Raw genomic sequence first — 25,452 nt, forward strand, 5'->3', positions numbered from 1 at the left:
GGATGCACGTGCGTGATCGACACTGTTGACCTGGCTCGCAGGGCCGATCTTTCGATTGGCGAGACGCGGGTTCGCCCGTCGCTGCGCACGGTTGTCGGGCCGGCGGGAACCGCGACGGTCGAGCCTCGCGTCCTGCAAGTTCTCCTAGCCCTGCATGATGCGGACGGTGCCGTGCTGAGCCGGGACCAATTGCTTGCCACGTGCTGGAGCGGGGTGGTGGTCGGCGACGACGCAATCAATCGCACGATCGGGGAAATTCGCCGCGTCATCAAGCAAACGGGCGCAGGGTTCGAGATCGAGACAATTCCGCGTGTAGGCTATCGATTCCTTCACCCGTCATCCACTCAGGAAGCTTCCAGTTCACAAGCGAAGCCAGGTTTCCGGATTGACCGAAGACATCTCATCGCGTCGGGCGTTGCGACCCTTGCTGTTCTGGGTGCGGGCAGTGCGGCGTTCATCTCCTCGCGCCGTGATCGGGAGGTCGATGCGCTCATCGAACGCGGCAAAATCGCTCAGGCGTCCGGGACGAGTGATGCCGACGAGCGGGCCGAGAGGTTGTTCAGGCAAGCAATCGAGATGGATCCGGCAAGGGCCGATGGCTGGGGATGGCTGGCACGAACCGTAGCCGACCCGGAACAGGCCCGGGAATTCGCTCTTCACGCGCTCGAACTTGATGGGAAGGAAGCCAACGCCCGGGCGGTGCTGGCCATCCAGAGCCGGGACCTGATCTCGTGGTTCGAATGGGAAAATTCCCTGCTGGAGATACTCGAGGAACATCCCGACAATACGCTGTGCCTGGATTATCTTTCGGTCTTTCTGCAGGGCATGGGACGCTGCAGTGCATCGTGGGACGTCAACGAGCGCGCGTCGAGCCTCGAGCCCTTCAATCCGATAAATCATCAGAAAAGATCTCTGAAGAACTGGATCTTCGGCCACACGGGAACCGCAGACCGGATCGCCGACCAGGCAATCGAAATGTGGCCTCGCAACGCCTATGTCTGGAACGCGCGCCTCATTACCTACGCATTCACCGATCGAGCGCCGGCCGCACTGGCGATGATCGAGGATACGAATAACAGGCCGGCCAATCTCACCGAGCCAAGCATATCCTCCTGGCTTGCCGCGCTTCGCGCAATCGCGAGCAGATCGGCCGGAGACATTGCGAGGGCGATCGAGACTTGTACGGAGACAGCCAAGCTTGCCCCGGGCCTCGCAGCAAATGCCATCATGGTATTCTCGTACCTCGGGGAAACCGACGCCGCATATCGCGTCGCCGAAGGACTGTTCGATCGCAGGGGCTCGATCGTCCAGCAGTTCCGTGGGAGTGGCATCAGGGACATGTATTCGGAAAAAGCTTGGGGCAACTCGCAGTTCGTCTTCACGCCCGCTGCCAGCAATTTCCGCTCCGATCCCCGCTTCACTTCCCTGTGCGAGAGAACAGGCCACATGGCTTACTGGGAACAGCGGGGCATCTGGCCCGACCAGTTTGTCCGCGGATCCCTGAAAGTGCCTGCTTGAGCGCAATCAGAAAGCGCGGGTGACACCAAATTCGCCACGCCACCGCCGGTAATCGTAGATTTCGATCGGACTTGAATTCTGTTCCCGCGAAATCCTGATCTGAGGTGCCCAGCCCTGCCAGCTCAGCTGCCTGAAAGTCGCACCCGCGGCCAACAGCAGGAAGTCCTCCTGGCGGCGAACCGGATAAAGAGCCAGCCGCGCGTCGCCTTCCAGTCTGCGGTAGGACGCCGATGCGAAAACCGTGGTTCGTCCGAGGTCGCGCCAGAGCGTTGCCGAAACGTGGCCACTGCTGGTCGAGTAGGCCGCATCCGATGCGACTTGCCGTGCTGCTCCCAACGTGATGCTCCCGCCAGTGCGTTCGTCGAACGCGCGTTCGTAGGTTACCGAGCCTGTGAACGAGTGCCCGTCCTGAAGGTCGTTGGTGCGAAAATCGAGCTTCGAATACCCGAGGAGGGTGCGTAGCTGCGATCGTGGCCCGTGCGGCCTCTGCCATTGCAGGCTGGCATCGATGGCGTCGTAGAAGCGATTACCCCCAAACCAGCGGCGCTGCGCGCCTCCCAGAAGCGTCGCACGGCCATCCAGCAAGGGAAACTCCGGCCCGACGGACGCGATGGCCAAGATGTCGTTGAACCGTCCTGCCCGATACAAGTCAGCGGAAATCCCGCCACGAACGAGGATCGAAGTCTGTGCACCGATCGGATGGCGAAAATAGCCCTCGGTACTGAGCGAAAGGCCCAGGCCCGAAGATTGCTGCGCATCCTCGTCGAGCGCGAACTCTCCGATGACCGTCCCCAAGGTATCCGACCTCGTTGCCCGGTTGATATTGGAATCGGGTGCAAAGGCGATCCTGGCATTTATCCCGAATGGCTTGCGCTCGCGCAGGGCCGCCGAAAACCGCTCGACAAGGCGGGCAACCTCCGGGGGAAGACCCCCTGCCTGCGCCTCACGCAAGGTGCGGCGGGACGCCTCGATCTGTCCCATCTCCGCCTGCACGCGCGCGAGTTCGAGCCTTGCACGCTGGGCGCCGGGTTCCTCATCCAGAATGGCGCGCAGGTAGGTTCCCGCCTGGGCCCATTCCTTGCGCCTCATGCCGATCATCGCCAGCCGGAAGCGGGCTTCGTTGCGAATGGTCAGATCGTCATCTGCAAGAAGCGCGCGAAGGATGTCCAGTGCCGTTTCGACCTGCCCCCGGGCCAGGGCGCGCTCGGAAAGGGCGAGAAGCTCGCTCGCGCTCACTACGATTTCGCGCGAAGCCGGTTCGGCCGTGCTCTCCCGCTCGGCAACCTGCGGAGGCTGCATCAGGAGCAGGAGTGCGAGATGCAGCAAGGTTCAATCCTTCAGCCCCACCCAGATCCCCGACATCGTGCCGGTTCCCTCGTCCAGCATGTACGGCGCGTGCCAGCGCGCCATGATTTCCGCAGCCTGCGGCCCGTTGAATACTCCTTCGAACCACGAAGGAACGACTTCGCCGTCAATCGCGAACTGACCGGAAAAGGAAGTGCTGCCCGTCGAATAGACGGTTTCGACGAACGTGTAGGTGCCGAGCGAATAACAATCCCACGGACACACGGCCGGCTGCATCTCTCCCTCCAGCGTCCCTGCGGCAAAGTCGAAGCTAAGCAACGCAAGACCGTTTATGTAATCCGTGGTGGGTAGACTGCCTTGGGGGTATGCGTTGTCGCTGTTGCCGATGACCCTGGCCGTGTAGCTCGCCGTGCCCGTTGTCGGCACGTCGCCCGCCTCGGTCGGAATACCGTAGGCAAAGGTACCTTGCGTCCCTGAAGAAGCGACGCCATCGACATCTGGATCGTCCCACCAGCTTCCGTACGACGTGTAGGTCAGTTGCTCGTCCGGGTTGAGCGTCCCTTTGGGCCATTTCAGTTCGACCTGCGCGTCCTGTCGCCCGGTGTCGCCATCACGCAATTCATTACCCGTTCCATAGACCGCCAACCAGGAAGTACTGTCCGTGTAGCTGCCGTTGTAATACTGCGTGAAAAGTGTTCCCGGGCGATAATTGGGCAAGGAAATCACGTATGACCCGTCGGAACCGCGATAATGGAATGAGACATCTGCCCTGACCGCTTCGTCCATGACAAAGTTTCCATCAGTGCCCTTGGAATAATCGGAAGACACCGCCAAGACCGCGAAAGGCTCACTGGACACCAGGCCGATGGGCCCCGCTGGCGGCGGCGGCGGCGTGGGAGTGGGTGCCGGCGGATAAAGTGGCGGTGCCGGTGCCGGGCGAGGACTTGCCACGAGAACCGGCGGCGAACCCGAACCGCCACATGCGGCGAGTGCCAAACAAAGAACAAGCGAATTGCATAGTGTTGACATGCGAGCGCGCATTGATGCCTCCCTGACTTGATTGCCGGGGAAGGCTGTCGAAAAGACGATCAGCATTCCATGATGGGTTGCCGATGATTTGGCGATTTTTCGCCGAGTTCGCGAGGGTTAGAGCCGGCGCGGTTTCACGGCGGACTTCCAGGGCGCCTCATCGGCAAAATATCGTTGCCCCATCATCGCAATTTGCTCCTGGCGATGCCAGCCTCCCTCTCGTCAAAAAGCTGAGGAGGCAGAGATGATCACTGCTGGAGGAATATGGCCGTCTGCCGGACGGGCTGCGCTTTTGCTTTCCGTTTGCCTGGTGCTGCCAAGTTGCGGTGGAGGGGGTGTGATGGCTTCTGCGAACCTGCGGCCCCCTGCCCCACCCGCAGCCTCGCCCCCGCCAGCACCGCCAGGAAGCGCGCTCGGGCAGCCCCAGGAATTTGTGACTCTTGCAGTTTCCGCGTTCGAAGAGCGCGACGCTACAGGATCGGAAGTAACCGCTTCGCAGGCAGGGCTGACAGAAGTGAGTTTCCGCTACCTTGGCGAGGGCCAGGGTTATCGAATCGAGTTGCCCGGCTCTCGCTCCGGCAGTCTCAATTTCACGTACGAAACCAACGGCAGCGATCGATACACGATTACCGACGAGGGAGGCGCGCTACTGGATGCGGTGGTCTTCCTTCGCGCACAGGACGGATCTGTAAGATACACCTATACGGACCTGGCATTCTGGATCGCGGGCGCCAATGATCCCCGGAAAACCGAAGCGGGCTATTTCGTTTATGGCGTGCCGACCGATCAGACGGAGATACCGCTAACGGGGCGTGGGAAGTATCAGGCGCAGGTCTTCGGACAGACCAGCCTCCACAACGACGTAGGCGGAGATGCGACGCTGGAGTTCGATTTCGCCGCCGGGCAGCTGACTGGCTACATGGATCCCGTCCTGCTGAACAAGACCGGCTTCGGCTTCGACACGGTGCTTCCGCGGTACGAATTCACCGACACGCTATACGCGAGCGGGAGCACGCGGTTCAGCGGGCGTTTTGACGTTGCCGGGGCGATCAGCGATTCCGCGTTCAAGGGGATATTCGCGGGACCGGGCGCTGCCGAGCTGATGGCACAGTGGTACGCGCCCTTCCAGAATCCCGGATCGCAGGAATGGGACATGATGTACGGCGTTTGGATCGGAAAGAGGGACTGAGTTGTCGCTTCCGCCCTTTATGCGGATTCAAAAGCTGAAATCGAAATCCGCATTTCAGCTCCCGGGAAATGAATATTGCGACCGCCAGGATTAGCTTCCGATTGAGCGGGTGTTTAGTTCGACTATTGCATTTGAACTTCAAGACCCGCGACTATGAGCGCCCCGCGAGTGTCCCGGATGAGGACCTTTCTCAAGATGCTCTCCCCCATTTGCAGAGTTACAGCTACCGAAAGCCAATGCTATTGGACGATTGTAATACATCGAGGCCTCGATCCTGCGGAAATGCCGATGAGTATGTGGCTGGGGAATAGATTTCGGAGTGCCGTAATTGCGGTTGCTTCCTTAGCGCTAGCCGCATGCGGCTCTGACGACGCGCGCGGCGATGCTGCTCCGGTGGCCGCAACAATGCTTATAGGCGGAGACCTTCATTTCGCGGAAAGTTATGAAAGGACGAAATCCGGAAAACTCAAGGATGGACCGCATACCTTCGAAGGGCGCTATCGCGACAGCTTGAGGGGACTGATGCCGTTGATCTCTCGCGCCGATCTGGCTGTCGCGAACTTGGAAGGTCCTCTTGCGCTCAACCAGCCTGACAACCCTCTGGCCGACACAAGAAGGTACTTGCACTGGTCACGTCCGCTCGAGGCCAGCGCGGCAGTCAAATACGCCGGCATCGACCTCGTGAGTCTCGCAAACAACCACGGAATGGACCAAGGAACGATCGGGCTGGAGCAGACAATTACTCAACTCGGGCTCAATGGAGTTGCTCATTTTGGCGGTGGAGCTGATCTGGCAGAGGCGCGCAGCCCATACATTTACAAGTTCCCGCGAGGCGACGGCAGTGAGGCCGCAGTTGCGATCTTTCCAGCCTTTGCCGAGAGTTCGCCACCGGAGGACGGTTTCGACCCCTTTGCCGGAGAGCGACGGCCAGGTATCGCTCCTATCGATCTGGACTATCTTCGCGACGAGACTGCCCGCCTGCGACGGGTGCACCCGGATTTGTTCGTGATTGCCTATCCCCACTGGGGGCGCAATTACTCCTGGGTCTATGGCAATGAGGTCCGATTGGGCCAGCAACTGATCGATGCAGGCGCCGATATGGTAATCGGACACCACGCGCATACGATTCAGGAGATCCAGAGGTATCGCGGCAAGTGGATTCTATTTGGAATAGGTAACTTCGTTTTCCTCGCTCCGGGTCGTTTTCGGCAGTTTAACAAGGTGCAACCCTACGCCTTCGCAGCCGAACTGGCGTTTCCCGAAGCAAGCCTGGGACAACCCCGCGTGCGTCTCTTTCCGATTGCCGCGGATAACCGGGTGACCGGCTTTCAACCCCGTCTTGTTGATCTTCGTGAAGCACGCCGAGTAATGAGCGCGGTCCAGTCGCGAGAGGGCTCGCGTGGACTTTCCGGCACCTTCGGCGAAACTGATCTGGGCGCCTATTTTCAGCTTGATCCAGAAGTATAATCGCTAATCGCGATGCACCAACCATGCGGCACATGCCCGCGCTGCCGAGCGACTGCTGTGGGTCGTGTCAGGCAGAATGGCCATATTCCAATTCATAGGTATCTCGTTGCGTCGCGCAAATTCGGCACATTGCGAGAAGTAATTGATGCCTCTTTCCAGCCTGTGCGCACCCTGGCTTTGCGCGAGCCTGCTTCGGCGTAGCTGGTCGGATCTCGGATTGTCGTCTTCCTCCCCCAGCAGGAGGAGGCCCTCGCGGAGCAGCATCCTCTCAAAGTCCACCTCGTCGACCGAGACGTTTGCCAGCCCGTAGGGCCATGTAAGACGCTCTTCCGGCAAGGTGTACCATCCAGCCATGGACGCTACTGTGCGCCTTGCCCTTGCCTCTGGCTTGAAGAGCAGGAACCGCTGGACGAACTGGGCTCCTGCGGAATGCCCGAAGATCGAATAGCTCGATGCGCGTGCGCCAGTGGTTCTGCGAAGGAGATCGAACAACGGCTCTATCGCGTTGAATGCTGAACCCGTCGGTAAGTTGCCGCGTTCCACGCCTCCGAGCGAGAACTGCCTTCCCCTGAACGCCTGGGATGTGAAATGCGGAATGACTGGCATGAAGCCAAGCGACTGCGCCAGGGGCAGCCAGGTAGACATAGTGTATCTGAGGTTCCGTTTGGCTCCGTGCAGTATTATCACGACGGGCCAATCCGGCGTCCACGCTGCTGGACGACCAAAATATGCATCGAGCTGCGGGCCTCCCCATCCGGAGAGGCTGACACGCTCGAACGACTGCATAATTCCCTTCGGTGTAGAAGGCATCTCGCCACCCAAACATCCGCCGAGAAGCGCCAAGCTTACAAACCCGAATTCGCGGCGTGACCAGCTATCAATCATTTGCCATTCGCGTCCTCGGCAACACTCGACCCTTGGCGGTCGTGTGAAAAGACAGCGCGCGTTTACCAGGCCGCAAGTGCTTGTCGATCCATGCCGCCATACGAAACCGGCGCAATTCACGGGAGTGCAAGATCGGGCCCTCTCGATAGATAAAAAGTTTCCCTAATCGATACAGTAATTCCAAATCCATATGATTCCGGAACATTTGCGTTTACCTTTTTGAATAGGGGCAAGGAGAGGTCCGAGTCGTGCGGAAGTTTGCCCCATTCTTGTGAGGCTGCAATGCACTTTGAGCGTTTCTGCGATACTGACAGCCCCGAAGACGGCTCACCAGATGAGATATGCTCGCCGAAGGCTGGTAGCGTGGCCAAGTTGGCCGATGATCGTACGAAGGTTCGGATAACCCAAGAATTTCCGATTGAGTCTCCTGCTTCCAGCCGTAAGTTGAAACGGCGTCTCAGCATTGTCGACATCGATCAAGTTCGCCTGGCTGAAGCGCGACAGTCTTTCGCCACCCGTCGGGTTGATATCGACCAGGTCGCGAAGCTCATACACGGCCCCATTCGGCCTCGGCCTGGCGACGTGGTCCTCGCCCGGGTTGACCGCATTCGCTACCATCGGCGCCTGGAACTGGCCAACGGTCGAAAGGCAAACCTGCATTCAGGCGACGAAATCATCGTTGCATATGGCGATCGCTACGCAACGGATCAGTTCGAGGGTGTCGTTCCCATTGACCTCGGCCCGACGAACTTGATCGCGACCGGAGGGGTTGCGGCAACCATGGCGTCGCGAACAGTAGGAATGAGGCCAGCGACCGAGATAACGCCAGTTGGCTTGCTTGGAAACAAGCGTGGCGACCCAATCAACCTTCGCGATTTTGCCGTCAGGCTTGCCGTGCCCAAGAGAAAGCGCCCGCAAACCATCGCTGTCCTCGGCACTTCGATGAATTCGGGCAAGACCACCGCCTGCAAATCGCTCATTCGCGGCCTACGCGCGGCTGGCAAGAAGGTGGCCGGGCTCAAAGTCACCGGCACGGGGTCGGGCGGTGACTACTGGGCCATGGCCGACGCGGGAGCGCACCTCGTCGCAGACTTTTCTGATGCCGGCTACGCTTCCACTTACCGGCTGAGCCAAATCGAACTGGAATTGATACTGTTCGAGTTGCTGGCGCTTGCCACCGCGGCGGAAGTTGACGTTGCCGTCATCGAAGTGGCCGACGGAATCTTTCAGGAACAGAATCGCCAATTGATCAGGTCTTCGGCGTTTCAGACAGCGATCGACCGGATCGTGTTCTCGGCAGGCGACGCGATGGGGGCCGAACAGGGTCTGTGGACGCTAATGAAATGCGGACTTCCCGTGGTCGCGTTGTCGGGTCGCGTAACCATGTCGAGCCTCGCGATGCGCGAGATACCCGATAAGTGGCCCTTGGCGGTACTTTCGAAACATCAACTTGAAGCTCCCCACCTTGCTCTGTCCGAGGTCCTCCAGGCACCCGTATCTCACCATCAGATTGGAGCGGAGGAAAGTGGTGCGGCGAACCAGAGCGTCTTCGACTGGACCTCCTGATGGCAGACCTCGCGCCTCGCACCTTGAGATTCCGCGACTGCCTGTCGCGAGGCGAGATCGCGATCATCCTCTGCCTGGCCTTGGCTACGGCAGTAGCTACGGCCCTGCTGATCCTGGCCGTCCGTGAAATTCTGCAGATCCTCGAGACTGCGGTGGTGGAGCGATCGCTTTCACCATTGGTCGCGCCGCTGGCGATCCTGGCGGCGTCGGCTGCCCTTTTCTCACTCCTGAGAGGGCTCGAATTTTCCGTATCGGAAGCGATAGGCTTCCGATCGACCCACCGGTTGAGAATGCTGGTCTACGAGCACATGTCTGGCATGGCGCCGAACCAGATACAGCATCGGTCGCGCGGCAGCCTGATCCTGCGCCTCACGGGCGATCTCACCATGTTGCGGACGTGGCTTTCTCGTGGATTTGCACGCGGTCTTGTCGCACTCTTCTCGGCGATCGGCTGTCTTGCTTCGATCGGCTATTACAGCTGGGTGCTGGCGTGCGTCGTTTTCGCGACATTCGCTTTCTTCGTCTGCGTCTCGCTGATGCTCGGCAATCGCCTGCAGGACTGGACCCGGGCCGTCCGTCGACGACGTTCGAGGCTGACTAGCAATGTTGACGAACAGGTCAGTGCCTTGGCGGTCGTGCAGGTTTTCGGGCGCAGCGACGGGGAAGCCTCTCGTATGCGACGGCAAAGCAAACAGCTTACCGATGGGCTCATCGTCGAAGCACGTTATCGCGGGGTTCTGAGAGGGCTCAGCGACTTGGCGGGATGGATCGCGATGGTCCTCGTTCTGGTTGCAGGCGCGAACATGGTGCTGGACGGATACTTCGATCTTTCTTCGATGTTCGTCACGCTTCTCGCCATTCGACTGATGCAGGGCTATGTCCGTTCGCTGGGAAATGCCCACGAGTATTGGCGCCGCGCCGCGATTTCGCGAAAGAAGCTCGAAGATTTTCTCAACAGTTCGAGCCGTCCGCTAGCCGACGCCTCAGCAGAACCCCTACGCCACCGGCGTGCCGCGATCGTCTTCGAGAATGTCTCGGCAGCCGGCTGCCTTGAGAATTTTACTGCACGGGTAAATGCCGGTCGCCATGTCGCGATCGTCGGTCCGAGTGGGAGCGGCAAGTCGACGCTCCTCGGCCTAGTCGCCCGGCTGGTCGAGGTGGACGAAGGTGCGATCCACATCGGCAGCCAGTCGGTCGCCCAGTGCCAACTCAAGACGATCTATCAACAAGTCAGCCTAGTGGGCCCGCAGCTTCCGCTCATGCGGGGTACGCTCCGCAGGAACCTGACTTACCGCAACCCCAAATCGACCGATAAGCAAACGCAGGCCCTCGTCGACGCTTGCCATCTCAACGACCTGGTGGAGAGCTTGCCCGGCGGCCTCGATTTCTGGCTCACAGAGGGAGGGGCCAATCTGTCGGCGGGCGCCGCGCAGCGTATTCGGTTGGCCAGGGCCTTGTGTGGCGGGCCGCCAATCCTGTTGCTGGATCGCGCAATGGACAATCTCGACGCAGCCAATCGGACTGTCTTCAGGAGCGTCCTGGCGCGCTATGCCGGTACGATACTTAGCGTCACCGACCACCCGGACGACATCGCGATCGCTGACGTCGTCTGGCAGATCGAAAAAGGTCGCCTCGTTTCAGAATCGACATCCAGCGAATACCTGCACGATTTGAAACCGGATCTGCCAGCTTTCCTGACGCTGTCGTCGGTAGCCTGAGCATCATTTTTACACGCATTGTAATGTACGTTCTTGTTTCTGTGCCAAGAAGCGTCGGTTGGGGCGCAAGTGGAAGAGGGGGCCGCAGATGATCCGTTCGGGCAATAAGCACCGCCGCGTATTGAGCGCAATCATGCTCACAAGCCTGCTGCTGAGCGCTCCGGCAATAGGCCAGGATGAGACTGACGACGGTGCCGGGGAAGTCCGCAACCGTGCCGCCATCGACCTGTCGTTGACCGGGGTTGCCGCCTCGGGTGCCTCGATCGATGCAAACGAGGACGAGGACCGCTCCGGCGGCATTGCCGAGATTGGGTTGGACTGGGATCGCGATTCCGGAGCCAATCATTTTGATCTCGATGCCCGCAGTTCCTATTACAAGTACACCGATGCCGACCGGGATGACCGCTGGAGCAACGCGCTCTCGCTCGCATATAGCCGTGATCTTTCCGACACGATCCGCGTCGGTGTGCGCGCTCGCGGGGCAACGCGGCTGTCGACCCTTGAAAGTCGCGAGGCGGATGAAGCGCGGCTTCAGGGCCGCATTGAATTCAATGACCGCACTCACCGGATCAGGCTGACAAGCGGGTGGCGTTGGCGCAATTATCAGGACCGGGACACCGGGACTGGCGACGGCGCAATGGCCGATCTGGATTATCGCTACCGCATCAGCCGGGGTAATTTCATCTTCGCCGAAGCGACCTATGACGAAATCACCTCGGATATTCCACGCCTGACCTATGAAAGGGTAACCTTGCGCGGTGCAGGCCGGATGCGAATTAACGAGGATCTCGACCTCGAGCTCGGCCTCAAATGGCGGGACTGGAAGAATGAAAATCGCTTCATCGGTTCGGAACGACGGACCGCCAGCTCCATCGCACCAGAACTAAGGCTGGGCTATGAATTTGGAGACGATTGGTCGCTCAACGCCGAGGGCACGGTAATCTGGCGTGAATCCAACGACCCGGGCTACGAGCGCACTGTTTATCGCGCCTTCCTCACGTTGGAAAAACGCTTCTGGATTGATCGATAGGAAGAGATCCTCGGGTCGGCTGAAATGCCGAATGTGCAATTCGAGCAGCTCGGCCAGCTAGACAGTCCGAATCCAAAGCGATTTCGCCCATCGGCCCGCCGAGGGCCTTTAGACCTCGGCTGCGTCGAGCAAATCTCCGAACGGCCGGGAAAAAGGTAAGTGGCGGTGGGCGCAGTCGTCCCACAACTTGTCTCGGACTTTTGTCCGCTTCGCGCCCCATTCCGGTCGTTCCGATACTGACAAGGAGATTCCTAAAGCGGTCAATCGCGCGGTTGGAATAGCAGGGCGGTTTCGCGCCCCAGCCCCAGCCGTGCCGGCTCCGCATTTTGGGATTCGAAGGCTGCCGGTGTTCAGGGGCCATTTGAACAACCTGTTTTCGGGGCTTCCGGCGCCCTCATCTTCCTATGGTTGATCTAAGCGACCATCAGGATGACGGCATAAGTTTGCCTGCGCATCTCTCGAGGCTTTGTATGGATGCACAAGGATCAGAAGATTAAACCTATTGGCATTCCCTGCAGCTTTGTTCTCCATATGTATGGATATTGCGACTTTATGTAGGGATACTATTTGTGGAAGTTTCCGAGCGAAGCAAACGAGCGTGGGTTTTTGAAGCGGGTGGAAGGGGTTATGTCCTCGTTGCGGAAAAGGCGACATGTTCCGCTCTTGGCTCAAGGTCACCGACAAATGCGAGCAATGCGGTCTCGACTATCGGTTCGCATCTCCTGACGACGGACCAGCCTTTTTTTCCCTCTGCTTCGTCGCACCCCCATTGCTTGCCGTGATCGTTTGGCTTCAGGTCTCGCTTGGACTTCCGACCCTAGTGCTTTTCGTGATCGGCCTCCCCCTGTTGGGGATCGGCTGCCTTTTGCCGTTGCGTCCGATCAAGGGGTGGCTTGTGGCCTCGCAGTTCGTCAACAAGGCTGTCGAAGCCGGCACCGAGAAACTGTGGGCGGAAATGCATGAGCGAGAGGATGCGTCCAGAGATGACAGACTGGGTTCCTGATCTAAGGGGGAAAACTGGCCCGAAGTATCTTGCGCTCGCGGAATCACTGACGAATTCTATCGGGACTGGCGAGCTGAAGCCTGGCGCGCGATTGCCGCCGCAACGCGAATTGGCACAGGCGCTCGGCTTTGATCTGACGACCGTTACCCGTGCCTATAATGTCGCTCGGCAGCGTGGGTTGATCGATGGCCGGGGGAAGGCCGGGAGCTTCGTGCGGGACACTGCCACGCATTCGATCTACGCAGCGGCGCAAGTGGATACCGGATTGAATACGCCGCCCGTCCCATCGGACGGAATTCTTCAGAAAGAGATGAAAAGAGCTTTCGATCTGGCTCTTGGCCAGAACGCGGGCTCGTTGCTTCAATATCAGTCCGCAGGCGGTGATCAGGCAATCATCCGGGCTGGAGCCGACCTTGCGGCGCGCGTCGGGCTGAAACCGGCTATGGATCAGGTCGTCATGGCGGCCGGCGGCCAGAACGCACTGCTCGCTGTCTCGCGGGCGGTACTCGCTCCTGGCGCCAAGGTTGCCTGCGGCGAGTTTGTCTACCCCGGCTTTCGCGCAATTGCTTTGCGCCTGGGCCTCAAACTCCTGCCCTTGCAGACGATGAACGCTGACGCGCTGGAGAGTGCCTGTCGGCATAACGATGTCTCCGCACTCTATGTCGTTCCTACCAATGACAATCCCACGGCAACCACCATTCCCGTGTCGGAACGTCAGAGAATTGCCGAGGTCGCTCAGCGGTACAAGCTGCAGATCATTGAGGACGATGCCTATGGCCTTCTGCCAAAGAGTCCGCTGCCGGCCATTTCCAGCCTTGTTCCACAGCAATCGTGGCATATCCTCAGTATGTCAAAAATCATCTCGCCGGCCCTCCGGATCGCCTTCGTAAGCGCGCCCACCGTGGCGGATGCGCTGCGACTGGCGGCGGAGGTGCATGACACCGCCGTGATGCCGCCTCCGATCAATGCGGCGATGGTCGCCATGTGGTTGCGCGAGGGGACCTTTGACAGCCTGGTGTCGGCTGTGCGGACCGAGGCCGAATGGCGTTCGGATCTCGCGGGCAGGATCTTGAAAGATCATTCAATCTGCCACCAGCCTCAGGGTTACCATGTCTGGCTTCGGCTGCCGGCAGGAGCGTCGGTCTCCATGCTTTCGCAGCAGCTTGCTGCCGCGGGTGTCGGAGCGATTCCGTCGGACCGGTTCGCAGTAGGCAAAGTTGCAGCGCAAGCGCTCAGGGTCTCGCTTGGCGGCACGGCCCCTCGAACAACCGTCGAGGCAGCTTTGAGGCAACTCGCGGGCCATCTCTCTCTACTCGACGTAGAGCGGGCTGACATCGTCTAGGCGGCTTCAGCCGCTGCTCTTGCCCAAACCTGCAGGTCCGGTTCCGGCCCAAAGACCTGCGGTGCCTTCCGCGTTATCGAATTGGCCAATCACGGCCGAGGAGAAGTGACATGGGATATTCGAAATTTGACCCTGCCATGCAGGCTCAAGCAGCGTGGAAGGCTGGTAAGAACGCTGGAACGAAGCGACCTCTAATCCATAAGCAGATATGGGCGATCCGCTTCCATCTTGATCGCGAAGGACGTCTAAGGGACAAAGCCCTTTTCGACCTCGCCATCGATGGCAAATTACGCGGCTGCGATTCTGGTCAAGATCAAGATCGGTGACGTCGTCGCGTGCAACGACGTCCGCAATCGTGCGATTGTCAGCCAGCAGAAAACCAATCGGCCAGTTCAGTTCGAACTCACTGCTGACGTCCGCTCCACCCTAATTGCATGGCTGGCGCGGCGTGGTGGCTCGACAAGCGATTATCTGTTTCCCAGCCGCGTCGATCGACATGGCAAAATGAGCACTCGCCAATATGCCCGCCTGGTCGACGAATGGGTGACTGCCATCGGATTGCGTAAATCGGAATACGGAACGCACTCGCTGAGCCGTACGAAAGCTGCAATGATCTATCGGGAAACGGGAAGCATCCGCGCAATTCAGATTCTGCTAGGCCACACCAAGGTTGAAAACACCGTCCGGTATCCCGGTGTCGATGTGGAAGATGCTTTGCTTCTCGCGGAGCGGACTGAAATCTGGGTCATCTTACGGTCGACCGGCAACGCTGGTCGACCGCTTTCATGGCGCGAACTGCGCGAGGTGATCGGCTATTGTGGGGTGAAAAGCGGAACTCTCCAGAATGTCTTTCGCAGCGCTTAAATTGCTTTCCGGAAGGAGGTGGATCGCGCGCTGCTAGTCGGCAAGCCATAGCTCGTGACTATCGATCCGCAACTGGGTGATAGCCCGCTGTGCCTGGGCGCGGGCTTCCACCTCCATGATGAAGGCATCGTGCGTCATGCGTTCCGCCAGCAGCAGGTCGGCAAGGTCAATCTCGCCCAGCTCATGCCCCCGCCGCATGCGTGTGAGCACGGCCATCTGCGCGCGCAATCCCTCGCGGGCGCGCTGCCAAGACGCGATCCGGAAACGCGCCTGCGCGAGGTCGGCGGCGGAGGTTTCCTGCACGGCGAAGCGCGCCATGCGGGCATCGGCCAGCGCGGCATCGGCCTCGGCCATGGCCTGGTCTGCAATGGCGCCGCGGCGGCTGCCGCCAATCGGCATGGAGAACACCAGGCCCGCACCCGTTTCCGCCCCGCCCCGCTCGGAGAACACCCGTACTCCCAGCGACGGATCGGCCACGCGGTCCAGTCGAGCGCGGGCGGCGGAAGCTTCCACCGCCCGCGCTTGCGCTTCGGCGGCGGCGATTTCGTGGCTGTTCATCACCACCAGCCCGGAAAGGCGCGACAGTTCGTCAGGGGCCATCTGCGGCACAGGGATCTCGGGCGCTTCGGTAGGCAGGGCGAGTGCCGGAAAATGCGTGGCGAGGCGGGTGCGGGCAAGATCCGCCTCGCCTGCGGATTGTGCCGCGCGCACGCGCGCAGCGCCCAGAGCCGCCTCTGCCTGATCGGCATCCAGCGACGCCGCATCACCCAGTTCAATCCGCCGGTGAATTGCCGCCAACGCCGCCTCGAAATTGGCGACTGCGCGCTGGTCCACCTGCGCCACCGCGGAGGCGGAAAGCCAGTCCCACCAGTGCTGCGCCAGCACCAGGGCCGCCTGGTGACGCGTATCCTCGGCTACGTTTTCCGCCGCATCGACAAGGTGAGTGCCGATCTCGCGATCCAGCCGGGCCTTGCCGGGCAGACGAACGCCGCGCATCAGCTCGGCATCGAACTCGTCAAAGTCGCCTTCGAAATCGATGCTGCGGCGCGTGTAGCCACCGGTGACGCTAAGATCGTGTGGACTGGCGGCACGCGCGCGAGCGGATGAGCGGACCGCGCTGACGCGCTGCTGTGCGGCTTCCACCGCCGGATAGGCATCCAGCGCGATGGAAACCTGTTCCTCGTGCGGCAGGCCGGGTTCGGCCGTGGCGGGTAGAGCCAGCGCCAGCAGCGGTAGGATCGGGGCGAGGTGTTTGGGGCGCATCATGTTGCTTCTCCTTCACCCATGTGTTCTTCCTCGTGCTCGCCCTCGCTTTCGCCGAAGCGTTCGTAGAGGATCGGCAGGAGCACCAGCGTGAGCAGCGTGGCCGAAACCAGCCCGCCGATCACCACGATCGCCAGAGGCTTCTGGATTTCCGATCCCGGCCCGCTGGCGAACAGCAGAGGCACCAGACCGAAGGCGGCGATGCTGGCCGTCATCAGCACCGGACGCAGGCGGCGCTCGGCCCCTTGGTGCACTGCCCGTTGCAGGGAAACGCCGTCGCTCCGCTGCTGGCGGAAGTATGTAACCATCACCAGTCCGTTGAGGACGGCGATGCCCATCAGGGCGATGAAGCCAACCGATGCGGGCACGGAAAGGTATTCGCCTGACACGGCCAGGGCGATCATCCCGCCCACCATGGCGAAGGGAATGTTAAGCAATATCAGCAGCGATGCCCGCAGCGAACCCAGCGTGAAATACAGGATGGCGAAAATCAGCAGCACCGAGATCGGCAGCACGATGGCGAGGCGCGCGCTGGCGCGCTGCTGGTTCTCGAACTGGCCGCCCCATTCGAGGCGATAGCCCGCCGGAAGCTCCACATTCCGGGCGATATCCGCGCGGGCCTCCTCGACATAACCGACGAGGTCGCGCCCCGTGACGAACGCCTGCACCAAGGCAAAGCGCGATCCGTTCTCGTGCTCCAGCTTCACCGGGCCTTCCACCAGGCTGACGTTCGCGACATCGCTGGCGCGCACCAGGGGACCGGCAGGCGACTGGTACGACTGGTCCGCGAAAGCCTGGGGCGTCTCGGCGCCGCGGCCTTCGCCGCGCACCACGATGGGTATGCGGCGGTTGCCGTCTGCCACGACGCCCGCATGGATGCCCTCCACCTGGGCGCGCATCATGTCCTGCAGCTCCGTCACCGGCATTCCGAGGCGCCCGGCGGCTACGCGGTCGATATCGATCTGCATGTAATCCACCGTGTCATTCGCCACGGTCATCGCCTCGCTGGTGCCTTCGATGGTCTCAAGCCGCGCCTGGATTTCACCCGAGAGGCGCGAGAGTTCGTCCAGATCCGACCCGAACAGCTTGATCGCCAGATCGCCCCGCGCACCGGTCAGCATTTCGGACGTGCGCATGTCGATGGGCTGGGTGAAGCTCGGCTCGATACCCGGGAAGCGCTGCATCACGGTGCGGATCCGGTCGACCAGCCATTCCTTGTCGGGCACGCGCCATTCGTCACGCGGGGCAAGCTCAAGAAATGCGTCGCTTTCGTTCAGACCCATCGGATCAAGGCCGATCTCGTCCGAACCGACGCGAGCGATGATCGCCTGCACTTCGGGCACCTCTCGCATGATCGCGCGCTCGACAGCGAGATCGCCTTCCACCGAGTGGTCCAGCGAGATCGACGGCAGCTTGGCCAGCTGCATCACGACCGAACCTTCGTCCATCACCGGCAGGAAAGTCTTGCCCGTCACCGAGTAGGCCACACCCGTCAGGACGAGCGAGACGCCGGCAATGCCGTAAACCAGCTTCTTGTGGGCAAAGGCTCTGTCCAGCAGTGCGTGATAGCGCGGCGCGATCTTGCGCATGAGCCAGGGCTCGTGCTCGCCTTCCCTTACTCGCAGCATGTAGAAGGCGATCACCGGGATCAGTGTGAGCGAGAGCACCAGCGCCGATACCAGCGCCAGCACGATGGTGAGAGCGACGGGGGAGAACAGCTTGCCCTCCAGCCCTTCCAGCGTCAGCAGCGGCAGGAAGACAAGGGCGATGATGGCAAGACCCGAAGCGACAGGCTTCGCCACCTCCACCGTGGCGACAAGGATGTTGTAGGCCTTGCCCTGCTTAGCGTGCCTAGGATCGGCTAGGCGTTCGACAACATTTTCCACTACCACCACGGCGCCGTCCACCAGGATGCCCACGGCTATCGCCAAGCCACCAAGGCTCATCAGGTTGGCCGTCAGGCCGATAGCGCGCATGAAGATGAACGTGAGCAAGGCGGCCATTGGAAGTGCCAGCGCCACGATCAGCGAGGCGCGGAAATCACCGAGGAACAGCAACAGGAGCAGCACCACCAGCACGGTCGCTTCCAGAAGCGCACTTTCCACCGTTCCCACCGCGCGCTCGATCAGATCGGAACGGTCATAAAAGACGTCCACCACCATTCCCTCGGGCAGGCTGGGTGTGATTTCCGCCAGGCGTTCTTCCACGCCGGAAACAATCTGCGCCGCGTCCGCTCCGCGCAGGCCGATCACCAGGCCCTGCACCGCCTCGTCCGTTCCATCCCTGGTGACCGCGCCATACCGCGTCAGGCTGCCGGTGCGCACTTCGGCAACGTCGGCAAGACGCACAACGCCGCCACCATCGCCGGTGCGCAACACGGTGTTGGCGAGATCATCCAGCGTGCGGATCGCCCCGGTGGACCGCACGATCAGCGCCTCCTCGCCCGTTGTCAGGCGACCAGCACCGTCATTGCGGTTGCCAGTATCTATGGCAGCGGCGATGTCCGCGGTGGAGAGCCCAACGGCTGCCAGTGCGCCGTTGTCAGGGGCTACCTCGAAAGTCTCGACGTAGCCGCCGAGCGCATTCACGTCCGCCACGCCCGGCACAGTGCGGAGCGCTGGGCGGATGATCCAGTCGAGAACGCGGCGCTTCTCGGCCAGGCCTTGCGGGCCTTCCAGCGTGAACATGTACATGTCGGACAGCGGCGTCGAAATCGGTGCCATGCCGCCCTCCACGGTGGAGGGCAGGTCCGTCATGACGGAGTTCAGCCTCTCGGACACCTGCTGGCGCGCCCAGTAGATGTCCGTTCCATCCTCGAAATCGATGGTGATGTCGGCGATCGCGTACTTGGCGACGGAGCGCAGCACGGCCTGGTCCGGGATGCCGAGCATTTCCATTTCGATGGGGGTGATGACGCGGCTTTCCACCTCCTCGGGCGTCATGCCGGGCGCGCGCAGGATGATCTTCACCTGTGTGGAACTGATGTCCGGGAAGGCGTCGATCGGCAGGCGATTGAACGACCATGCGCCGATGCCTGCAAGGATCAGCGCCAGCGCCAGTACGGCAAGACGCAGTGACAGCGCCTTTTCAATGAGGGAACGCAACATCGCCCGCGCCCTATTCCGCCGAAGCGGCCTTGAGTTCCGCGATAGAACTGGTTGCCACCACATCGCCTGCGACGAGTCCTTGGGCAATCACCGCGCGGCCTCCGGCATCGGCCACCACCTCGACGGCGCGCGGCACGAACTCCTCGCCCTCGCGCAGGAATACGTGCGGTTCCCCGTCGATACGGCTGACGGCGGAAGAAGGTACCGAAACACCCTGGCCGGCCGCGGAACCGCTGATGGCGACCGTCACGTTCTGCCCCGCGACGAGCCCGGGTGCGGAGGAGATGCTGGCCACGGCCATGACCGAGCGCGTATCCATTTCGATTGACGGTGCGACCGAAAGTATCCGCCCGCCTACCGGCGCATCCTCGGGTCCACTGCCGGGCAGTTGCACTTCCACGCCCATGCCGGGGCGCACCTGCCGCGCCATGCGCTCGGGCAACTGAAGTTCGATGCGCAGCGGGCCGGACGCTTCCACGATGAAAGGCGCGGGGCCATTACCCACCATCTCGCCTGTATCGATGCCGACGTGGGATACACGCCCGGCAATGGGCGCGCGCAAGGTCATGCTGCCATCCGGGCCGGTGCCGGTAAGAGCGACGAGGCGCTGTGCCTCGGCCACACTGGCGCGGGCCTGGGCGAGCCGGGCATTTGCCTCGTCCGCGCGGGCCTGCGCCACAATACCTTCCTCGGCAAGCTGCCGCATCCGGTCCGCCTGCGCTTCTGCCACCGTCAATTCAGCACGGGTTCGGGCAAGCTCGCCGCTGATTGCCACCGGCTCCGTCGCGCGCACCAGCGCCAGCGGATCGCCCCTGCGTACCGGCTGCCCTTCGATCACGTAAACCCTGATGGCAGCGCCCGGGTACGGAGACGTCACGGCGTGACGCGCGTCGGGGGGCAACATTATCCGCCCCGGAACGCTGCCAAGGGGTACGCCGCTAGCAACCTCGGCTTCGGCGGTCTCTATCGCGAGGCCAGTTCCCTCCTTCGCTTCATCCAAAGCTGCACCTGCTTCGGGAACAGATTTCGAACAGGAGCACAGGCCAAGCGCAAGCAGCGCGGGAAGGATGAGAGAGCGAGCGGCGCGTTTCATGGGAGGCAGAAATGCACTCCCAAGCTGACAACAACTTGTCAGTTTGCCAGCTTCTTGTCAGTTTCGCGTCCTAGGCCATCGGGTATGAAACGCCCGCATCAGGAAGGCCGCCCATGCGCGTGCTGCTTGTAGAAGACGATCCCGAGCTCGGCCAGAGGCTGGGCGATCGTCTGCGTGCCGCCAATTACGCGGTGGACCTGGCCACCAACCGCGCCGAAGGCGAGGACTGGCCCGATCTGAATACAATGGCCGCAATCATTCTCGACCTGGGCCTGCCCGATGGTGACGGGCTGGACCTGCTGCGTCACTGGCGCGCTCAGGGCGTAGACTGCCCGATCCTGATTCTCACGGCGCGCGGCAGTTGGCAGGACAAGGTTGAGGGCCTGAACCTGGGGGCAGACGATTTCCTGGTAAAACCGGTGCGTTTCGAGGAATTGCAGGCGCGGCTTCAGGCGCTCTTCCGCCGCCAGATGGGCAAGCGGGACAACACGCTGAAAGCGGGCAGCCTGGTGCTCGACCCACTGGCTCGCACGGTGGACGACGATGGCGAACCAGTTTCGCTCAGCCGCCGGGAGTTCGGCCTGCTTCACCTGTTTATGCGGCGCGCGGGGCAAGTGCTGTCGCAGGGCGACATACTCGAGGATCTCTACGATCTCGACGCTGAGCGCGAAATCAACACCATCGAGGTGCTCGTGGGGCGTCTGCGCCGAAAGATCGGGAAGCAGCGCATCACGACATTGCGCGGCATGGGATACCGATTCGAGGCATGAGCGAAGCGAACGCCCCTTCCTCCGGCAGCCTTAGGCTGCGGTTCCTGCTGGCAGTCACCTTGTGGGTAGCGCTGGGCATTGGCGGAATTTGGTTCACCGCAACACGCGTCTTTGCGACCCATATCGAGGATATGTACCACGAGGAACTGGAGGTCCATGTCCGCGAACTGGCGCGGTTGACGCGGCTGGGTGCCGATGGCACGCCGTTACTCGATCGTCCGCTTTCCGACCCGCGCTACGAAGAGCCGCTTTCGGGCTTCTACTGGCAAGTAAGCGTGCCTGGACGGCCAGTTCTGAAATCGGGAAGCATGCTGTACGGCGGGCTGGACGACACTATTGCCCATTCGCCGGATATCGCACACGTCGTAGAGAATGGCCCCACCGGCCCCGCGATCACTTACGGACTGCTGGAGATCGCCTCGGGCGGCGAAGAACTGCACATTGTTATCGCAACCGACCAGAGCGAACTGGATGACGACATCGCAGCCTTCACGCGTGATCTAACGGTCTGGATGGCAAGCCTTGCTGCGCTGCTGCTGGCGACGGGGCTTGCGATCATCTCATTCGGCTTGCGCCCGCTCCATCGCCTCGGCGAAGGGATCGCCCGTTTGCGGGCTGCCAAGGCCGATCGGCTGGAAGGGCGCTACCCAAGCGAGATCGCGCCGCTGGTGGGTGATCTCAATGAATACATCGCGCAGAACAGCGCCATCGTAGCGCGCTCACGCGTGCAGGCAGGCAACCTCGCCCATTCCCTGCGCACTCCGCTGGCGGTAATTGCCGATGAGGCAGAGCGACTGAGTGAGGGCGACACCTGTGCTTCAAGCGGGCGGGTATTGCTCCACCAGACGGAAGCGATGCGGCAGCAGATCGAATACCAGTTGGCGCGCACCCGCTCTGCGATCGGTGTTCACGTACCGGGCAGCAAGACGATGCTTCCTGAACTGATTATACCGATACTAAGTGCCATGCGTCGGCTCCATCCGGACAAGGAGTTCGATTTCGAGCCGCTCGACGCCCCGGCCTCGGTTTCGGCCGATCCCGCCAATCTGTCAGAACTTCTTTCCATCCTTCTGGACAATGCCGGTAAGTGGGCCCGAACAAGGGTTTTCTTAAGTCTGGAAATCGAAGGCGATGACGAGTTTGAAATCGAAGTCCGGGATGACGGACCAGGGATGACGCAAGGGCAAATTGAACGGGCCTACGAAATCGGCACCCGGTTCGATGAAAGTGTGCCTGGGTCTGGCCTCGGTTTGGCGATTGCGCGCAACCTTTGCGCCGATATGGGCATCGAACTTCAGCTATTCTCTGGACCTGACGGCCTAACGGCTCGCGTTACTTCTTCGGGTGCTCAAAGAAAGTCGTGAGATGTCCGCAAATCGGGGCGTCACCTGCCGGAGAGCCATAGCGCGGCAAACATGACCGCTTGTAGGTGGAAAGCGGGATCGCTCCTAGCTGGCGAGCGCGAGCCATGGCTGTGAAAGAAGGATAATTAGCATGTGGCAAAACACGACGGGCAAAAGGCTTCCTCGTCCGCTTTGAACCGACCAGGCATAGAAAACACCGAGCATGAAAGTGCCAATGAGAGGCGAGAATGTCGCCCATACACCCTCGCCGACATAGCCAACGTGGATGGCTGCGAAGAGCAAGCCAGATAAGAATATCTGCGCGAGCCTAGGAATTCTGGCACGTGCCAATCGGATGAGCACGTATCCGCGAAATAGAACCTCCTGTGTCCAGGCGTCGGTAGCAGGAATGGCGGACAGGATCAGATTTACCGAAGATGCCTCCCACACCCGCTCGGGCTGAGGGAGATACACAAGCACTGCGGTGCCAACATGTATGGCTGTCGCAATTAGAGCAATCGTCCAGGCCTGGCGGGTGGAACGCGAGAATGTCTTGCTGATTGCGAAGCGCAGACTCGTCAATCCAATTAAGTATGCGCCCAGCAACACGAGTGACAGCTGGACCAAGGCGCCCACCAAAAAGCCGCTGCCAACAGTTCTTTGGGCCGAGGGCCAGCTCTCCGGAAAAACGAACGACAAGTCGATTGTTTCGACCGCAGCGATGCTGACAACGATGTATGCGGCGGCAACCGTTGTCACCTCCGCCACAGCCAAGAACGGACTTGGTGGTCGCACGACTTTCATGCCGCCTTGTGTCATTTGATTACAATGTCCTCTAGCTGGTCGTTACCGGCTGATCCCGTTTCTAGCCAGGACGGCAGCAAGCAGACGGTCGGCTATCAGTGATGCCGCCGCGTGGCGACAGGGGCCGCTTTTGGATCGATAGCGGAGGTTCCGGTCCTGGCGGCACACAGGGTTGTAACCAAGACCTTTTAGACCGAGAAAACGCCATCCACGCTCAAACTGACGCCGACGCAAAATCTTGGCCGGCGTCAGTCAGGTGCATATCAACAAACGGGCTGCTCGAAGATCAGTTCTGCGGAAACGCAGCGCACATGTCGAGTGTCGGTGCCACAACAACCGCCGACAACCCTAAGGTTGGGCAGCAGTCCTGCCAGATCGCCATGCAGCAAGCCGAATTCCTCCGGATCGCCTTGGTCGAGTTCTTCGGCACCGTCCAGCTCCTCATGACTCAGGCGCGAGGCATTGGCCCGCAGTCCGCCGATGCGTTCGATCCAGCGTTCCTCGCTGGCAATCGCATTACGGAAGTGGTCCGGGTGAGCGCAGTTGATCATGTAGTAGGCGGGCGCACCGCCGGTCGCCGCGTCGACGGCCTCGATCGCTTCGCCCAGCAGGTCACCCGTCGGTAGGAGGCCATCGGTTTCCACGGTGAACGAGACGACCACCGGCAGGCCGACGGAGACGGCATCGGCGACTATGCCCACAGCTTCACCGATGTTGGTGATGGTGATCGCGGAGATCATGTCGACACCGGCGTTCGCAAGCGCCTCTATCTGCGGACGATGCAGGTCCGCCGCGTGCTGCGCGCTGGGTACTTCTCCCGGGCGGTAGCCGTCGCCGGCCGGTCCGACCACGCCGTTGACGAGGATCGGATCGACGCGCGACTGCCATCGCTCGCGGACTTGGTTTGCGAATTCGACCGAGCGACCGGTCATGGCGAGCAGTTCGTGCTCGCTCACACCGAGCCGTTCGGCCCACACGGTGCATCCACGCCAGGTCGTGGTGTCGAGCACGAACCCTGTTCGGGCTTGCTCTGCGAGAGCCAGGAAGTCGTCGAAGTACCTGTCGAGAGCCGCTCTTGCGGCAGAATCGTCGATTACCGCCAATGCAGCGAATTCCGGAGCTTCGAAACCCTGCTGGAAGAACAGCCAGGTTTCCAGTCCGCCGTCGGTAAGGAATGGCTTCCTCGTCTTCATCAATTGCTCAAAAGCTGACACCTTCAATCTCCTTTCTTCCGATTCCTGTGTGAGGCGATGATGAAGGGCCGGGCGGGTCCGGCCTAGCCGACCCGTGGTACACTGCGGCAATTTTTGAAAATCTCGATGATACAATGCCTTGACAATCGACCGGCAGGCCCCGGCGCTATCGCTTGGGCAAAAACCGTACCGCGAGTACAGTAGGAGCCAGCACTGCTATTGAGGGAGGGCGACGTGGCGCGCGGCTACGATACTCGCGAGAAGATCATGGATGTGGCCCAGGAGGCCATTCTCGCCAAGGGATTCGACGCCACGTCGATCGAGGAAATCGTGGCCAGCGCCGAGATCACCAAGAGCGGCTTCTTCTACCATTTCAAGGACAAGAATGCCCTGGCGCACGCCCTGATCGAACGGCACATCCTGATCGAGGACGACTTGTTCGACGGCCTGTTCGACCGCGCAAGGGAACTGAGCGACGATCCCCTGCAGGTCATGCTGATCGGCCTGAAACTGCTGGCCGAGTTGATTGAGGACATGCCGGGCGGCCATCCTGGCTGCATCGTTGCCACTGCGGCCTATCAGGATCGCCTGTTCGACCGCAGCGTGCGCGAGGCCAACAAGCGCGCCGTGCTGGGATGGAGAAGCCGGTTCAAGCGCATGTTTGAAGAAATAGATCAGGTCTACACGGCCAACGACGACGTCGATCGACGTGCCCTCGCGGACATGGTCAGCACGCTGCTGGAGGGCGGCATCGTCGTCGCGCGGGCGCTCGATGAACCGCTGATCACATCGCAGCAGGTCAATCTCCTGCGATCCTACGTGAAGCTGCTTTATCAACCGGGTCTGAACTGAGCACCCTGAGAGCCCATGTGGGTCGTTAGCGGCTGGATCGGTTTCGGTGCGAACCGCGGCAAAGCTGCCAGTCGGCTTTCAGGCAATCGTCCACGGCTACGCAAGGTCCGC

Annotated in this window: 19 protein-coding genes and 1 pseudogene; 12 read left to right on the forward strand and 8 right to left on the reverse strand. The window is 61.0% G+C overall.

Annotated features, from left to right (window positions below):
• Positions 1 to 12 precede the first annotated feature (12 nt).
• Positions 13 to 1,518, forward strand: a complete 1,506-nt coding sequence (locus tag AAA989_RS02280) for a winged helix-turn-helix domain-containing protein (protein WP_338240881.1) — start codon at positions 13 to 15, stop codon at positions 1,516 to 1,518.
• Positions 1,519 to 1,524: 6 nt separating this feature from the next.
• Here AAA989_RS02280 and AAA989_RS02285 read toward each other — a convergent pair whose 3' ends face one another.
• Together AAA989_RS02285 and AAA989_RS02290 are read right to left on the reverse strand one after the other, a co-directional pair.
• A complete protein-coding gene (locus AAA989_RS02285) occupies positions 1,525 to 2,844 on the reverse strand; it encodes a surface lipoprotein assembly modifier (protein ID WP_338240882.1) in 1,320 nt (439 codons plus the stop codon).
• A 3-nt stretch (positions 2,845 to 2,847) separates the two neighbouring features.
• Positions 2,848 to 3,609, reverse strand: coding sequence for a HupA family protein (locus AAA989_RS02290; protein ID WP_338240883.1), 762 nt, complete (start codon positions 3,607 to 3,609; stop codon positions 2,848 to 2,850).
• Between the two features lie 757 nt (positions 3,610 to 4,366).
• Here AAA989_RS02290 and AAA989_RS02295 point away from each other — a divergent pair.
• Positions 4,367 to 5,041 (forward strand): HupA family protein, encoded by a 675-nt coding sequence (locus tag AAA989_RS02295; RefSeq protein ID WP_338240885.1) that lies wholly within the window; start codon positions 4,367 to 4,369, stop codon positions 5,039 to 5,041.
• A 393-nt stretch (positions 5,042 to 5,434) separates the two neighbouring features.
• Positions 5,435 to 6,508, forward strand: a complete 1,074-nt coding sequence (locus tag AAA989_RS02300; RefSeq protein WP_338240888.1) for a CapA family protein — start codon at positions 5,435 to 5,437, stop codon at positions 6,506 to 6,508.
• Positions 6,509 to 6,511: 3 nt separating this feature from the next.
• Here AAA989_RS02300 and AAA989_RS02305 read toward each other — a convergent pair whose 3' ends face one another.
• Positions 6,512 to 7,393, reverse strand: coding sequence for a dienelactone hydrolase family protein (locus tag AAA989_RS02305; RefSeq protein WP_338240889.1), 882 nt, complete (start codon positions 7,391 to 7,393; stop codon positions 6,512 to 6,514).
• Between the two features lie 363 nt (positions 7,394 to 7,756).
• Here AAA989_RS02305 and AAA989_RS02310 point away from each other — a divergent pair, with 363 nt between their 5' ends.
• From AAA989_RS02310 to AAA989_RS02335, 6 genes and pseudogenes are all read left to right on the forward strand, one after another.
• The gene (locus AAA989_RS02310) at positions 7,757 to 8,959 is read left to right on the forward strand and encodes a DUF1611 domain-containing protein (RefSeq protein WP_338240890.1); all 1,203 of its coding nucleotides are present in this window, start codon (positions 7,757 to 7,759) and stop codon (positions 8,957 to 8,959) included.
• Positions 8,959 to 10,677 carry an ABC transporter transmembrane domain-containing protein gene (locus AAA989_RS02315; protein WP_338240891.1) on the forward strand — a complete coding sequence of 573 codons (1,719 nt, stop codon included), beginning with the start codon at positions 8,959 to 8,961 and terminating at the stop codon, positions 10,675 to 10,677. Before AAA989_RS02310 ends, AAA989_RS02315 begins: the two co-directional genes overlap by 1 nt.
• A gap of 88 nt (positions 10,678 to 10,765) precedes the next feature.
• The gene (locus AAA989_RS02320; protein ID WP_338240892.1) at positions 10,766 to 11,707 is read left to right on the forward strand and encodes a DUF481 domain-containing protein; all 942 of its coding nucleotides are present in this window, start codon (positions 10,766 to 10,768) and stop codon (positions 11,705 to 11,707) included.
• Positions 11,708 to 12,359: 652 nt separating this feature from the next.
• On the forward strand, positions 12,360 to 12,710 hold the full coding sequence (locus tag AAA989_RS02325) for a DUF983 domain-containing protein (RefSeq protein ID WP_338240894.1): 351 nt from the start codon (positions 12,360 to 12,362) through the stop codon (positions 12,708 to 12,710).
• Positions 12,691 to 14,052, forward strand: a complete 1,362-nt coding sequence (locus AAA989_RS02330) for an aminotransferase-like domain-containing protein (RefSeq protein WP_338240896.1) — start codon at positions 12,691 to 12,693, stop codon at positions 14,050 to 14,052. Before AAA989_RS02325 ends, AAA989_RS02330 begins: the two co-directional genes overlap by 20 nt.
• A 110-nt stretch (positions 14,053 to 14,162) precedes the next feature.
• Positions 14,163 to 14,793: pseudogene (locus AAA989_RS02335) on the forward strand (tyrosine-type recombinase/integrase); the annotation flags it as partial.
• Positions 14,794 to 14,949: 156 nt separating this feature from the next.
• On the opposite strand, the gene AAA989_RS02340 reads toward AAA989_RS02335, so the two are convergent.
• From AAA989_RS02340 to AAA989_RS02350, 3 genes are read right to left on the reverse strand one after another with little or no spacing between them, the layout of a single operon-like run.
• On the reverse strand, positions 14,950 to 16,182 hold the full coding sequence (locus AAA989_RS02340; protein WP_338240898.1) for a TolC family protein: 1,233 nt from the start codon (positions 16,180 to 16,182) through the stop codon (positions 14,950 to 14,952).
• On the reverse strand, positions 16,179 to 19,286 hold the full coding sequence (locus AAA989_RS02345; RefSeq protein WP_338240900.1) for an efflux RND transporter permease subunit: 3,108 nt from the start codon (positions 19,284 to 19,286) through the stop codon (positions 16,179 to 16,181). The genes AAA989_RS02340 and AAA989_RS02345 overlap by 4 nt, the downstream gene beginning before the upstream one ends.
• Before the next feature lie 10 nt (positions 19,287 to 19,296).
• Positions 19,297 to 20,190, reverse strand: coding sequence for an efflux RND transporter periplasmic adaptor subunit (locus AAA989_RS02350; protein WP_491844620.1), 894 nt, complete (start codon positions 20,188 to 20,190; stop codon positions 19,297 to 19,299).
• Positions 20,191 to 20,492: 302 nt separating this feature from the next.
• Here AAA989_RS02350 and AAA989_RS02355 point away from each other — a divergent pair, with 302 nt between their 5' ends.
• Positions 20,493 to 21,149, forward strand: coding sequence for a response regulator (locus AAA989_RS02355; RefSeq protein WP_338240904.1), 657 nt, complete (start codon positions 20,493 to 20,495; stop codon positions 21,147 to 21,149).
• On the forward strand, positions 21,146 to 22,513 hold the full coding sequence (locus AAA989_RS02360; RefSeq protein WP_338240906.1) for a sensor histidine kinase: 1,368 nt from the start codon (positions 21,146 to 21,148) through the stop codon (positions 22,511 to 22,513). Before AAA989_RS02355 ends, AAA989_RS02360 begins: the two co-directional genes overlap by 4 nt.
• Before the next feature lie 84 nt (positions 22,514 to 22,597).
• On the opposite strand, the gene AAA989_RS02365 is transcribed toward AAA989_RS02360, so the two are convergent.
• Positions 22,598 to 23,311: a CPBP family glutamic-type intramembrane protease gene (locus AAA989_RS02365; RefSeq protein WP_338240907.1), complete on the reverse strand. Its 714-nt coding sequence runs from the start codon at positions 23,309 to 23,311 to the stop codon at positions 22,598 to 22,600.
• 248 nt (positions 23,312 to 23,559) lie between these two features.
• A complete protein-coding gene (locus AAA989_RS02370; protein WP_338240909.1) occupies positions 23,560 to 24,510 on the reverse strand; it encodes a homocysteine S-methyltransferase family protein in 951 nt (316 codons plus the stop codon).
• A 213-nt stretch (positions 24,511 to 24,723) separates the two neighbouring features.
• On the opposite strand from AAA989_RS02370, the gene AAA989_RS02375 reads away from it, so the two are divergent.
• Complete coding sequence (locus AAA989_RS02375; protein ID WP_338240911.1) at positions 24,724 to 25,341, forward strand: TetR/AcrR family transcriptional regulator; 618 nt, start codon at positions 24,724 to 24,726, stop codon at positions 25,339 to 25,341.
• The last annotated feature ends 111 nt before the right edge of the window (positions 25,342 to 25,452 follow it).

The organism is Aurantiacibacter hainanensis (assembly GCF_036321025.1).
Classification (GTDB): Bacteria; Pseudomonadota; Alphaproteobacteria; order Sphingomonadales; family Sphingomonadaceae; genus Alteraurantiacibacter; species Alteraurantiacibacter hainanensis.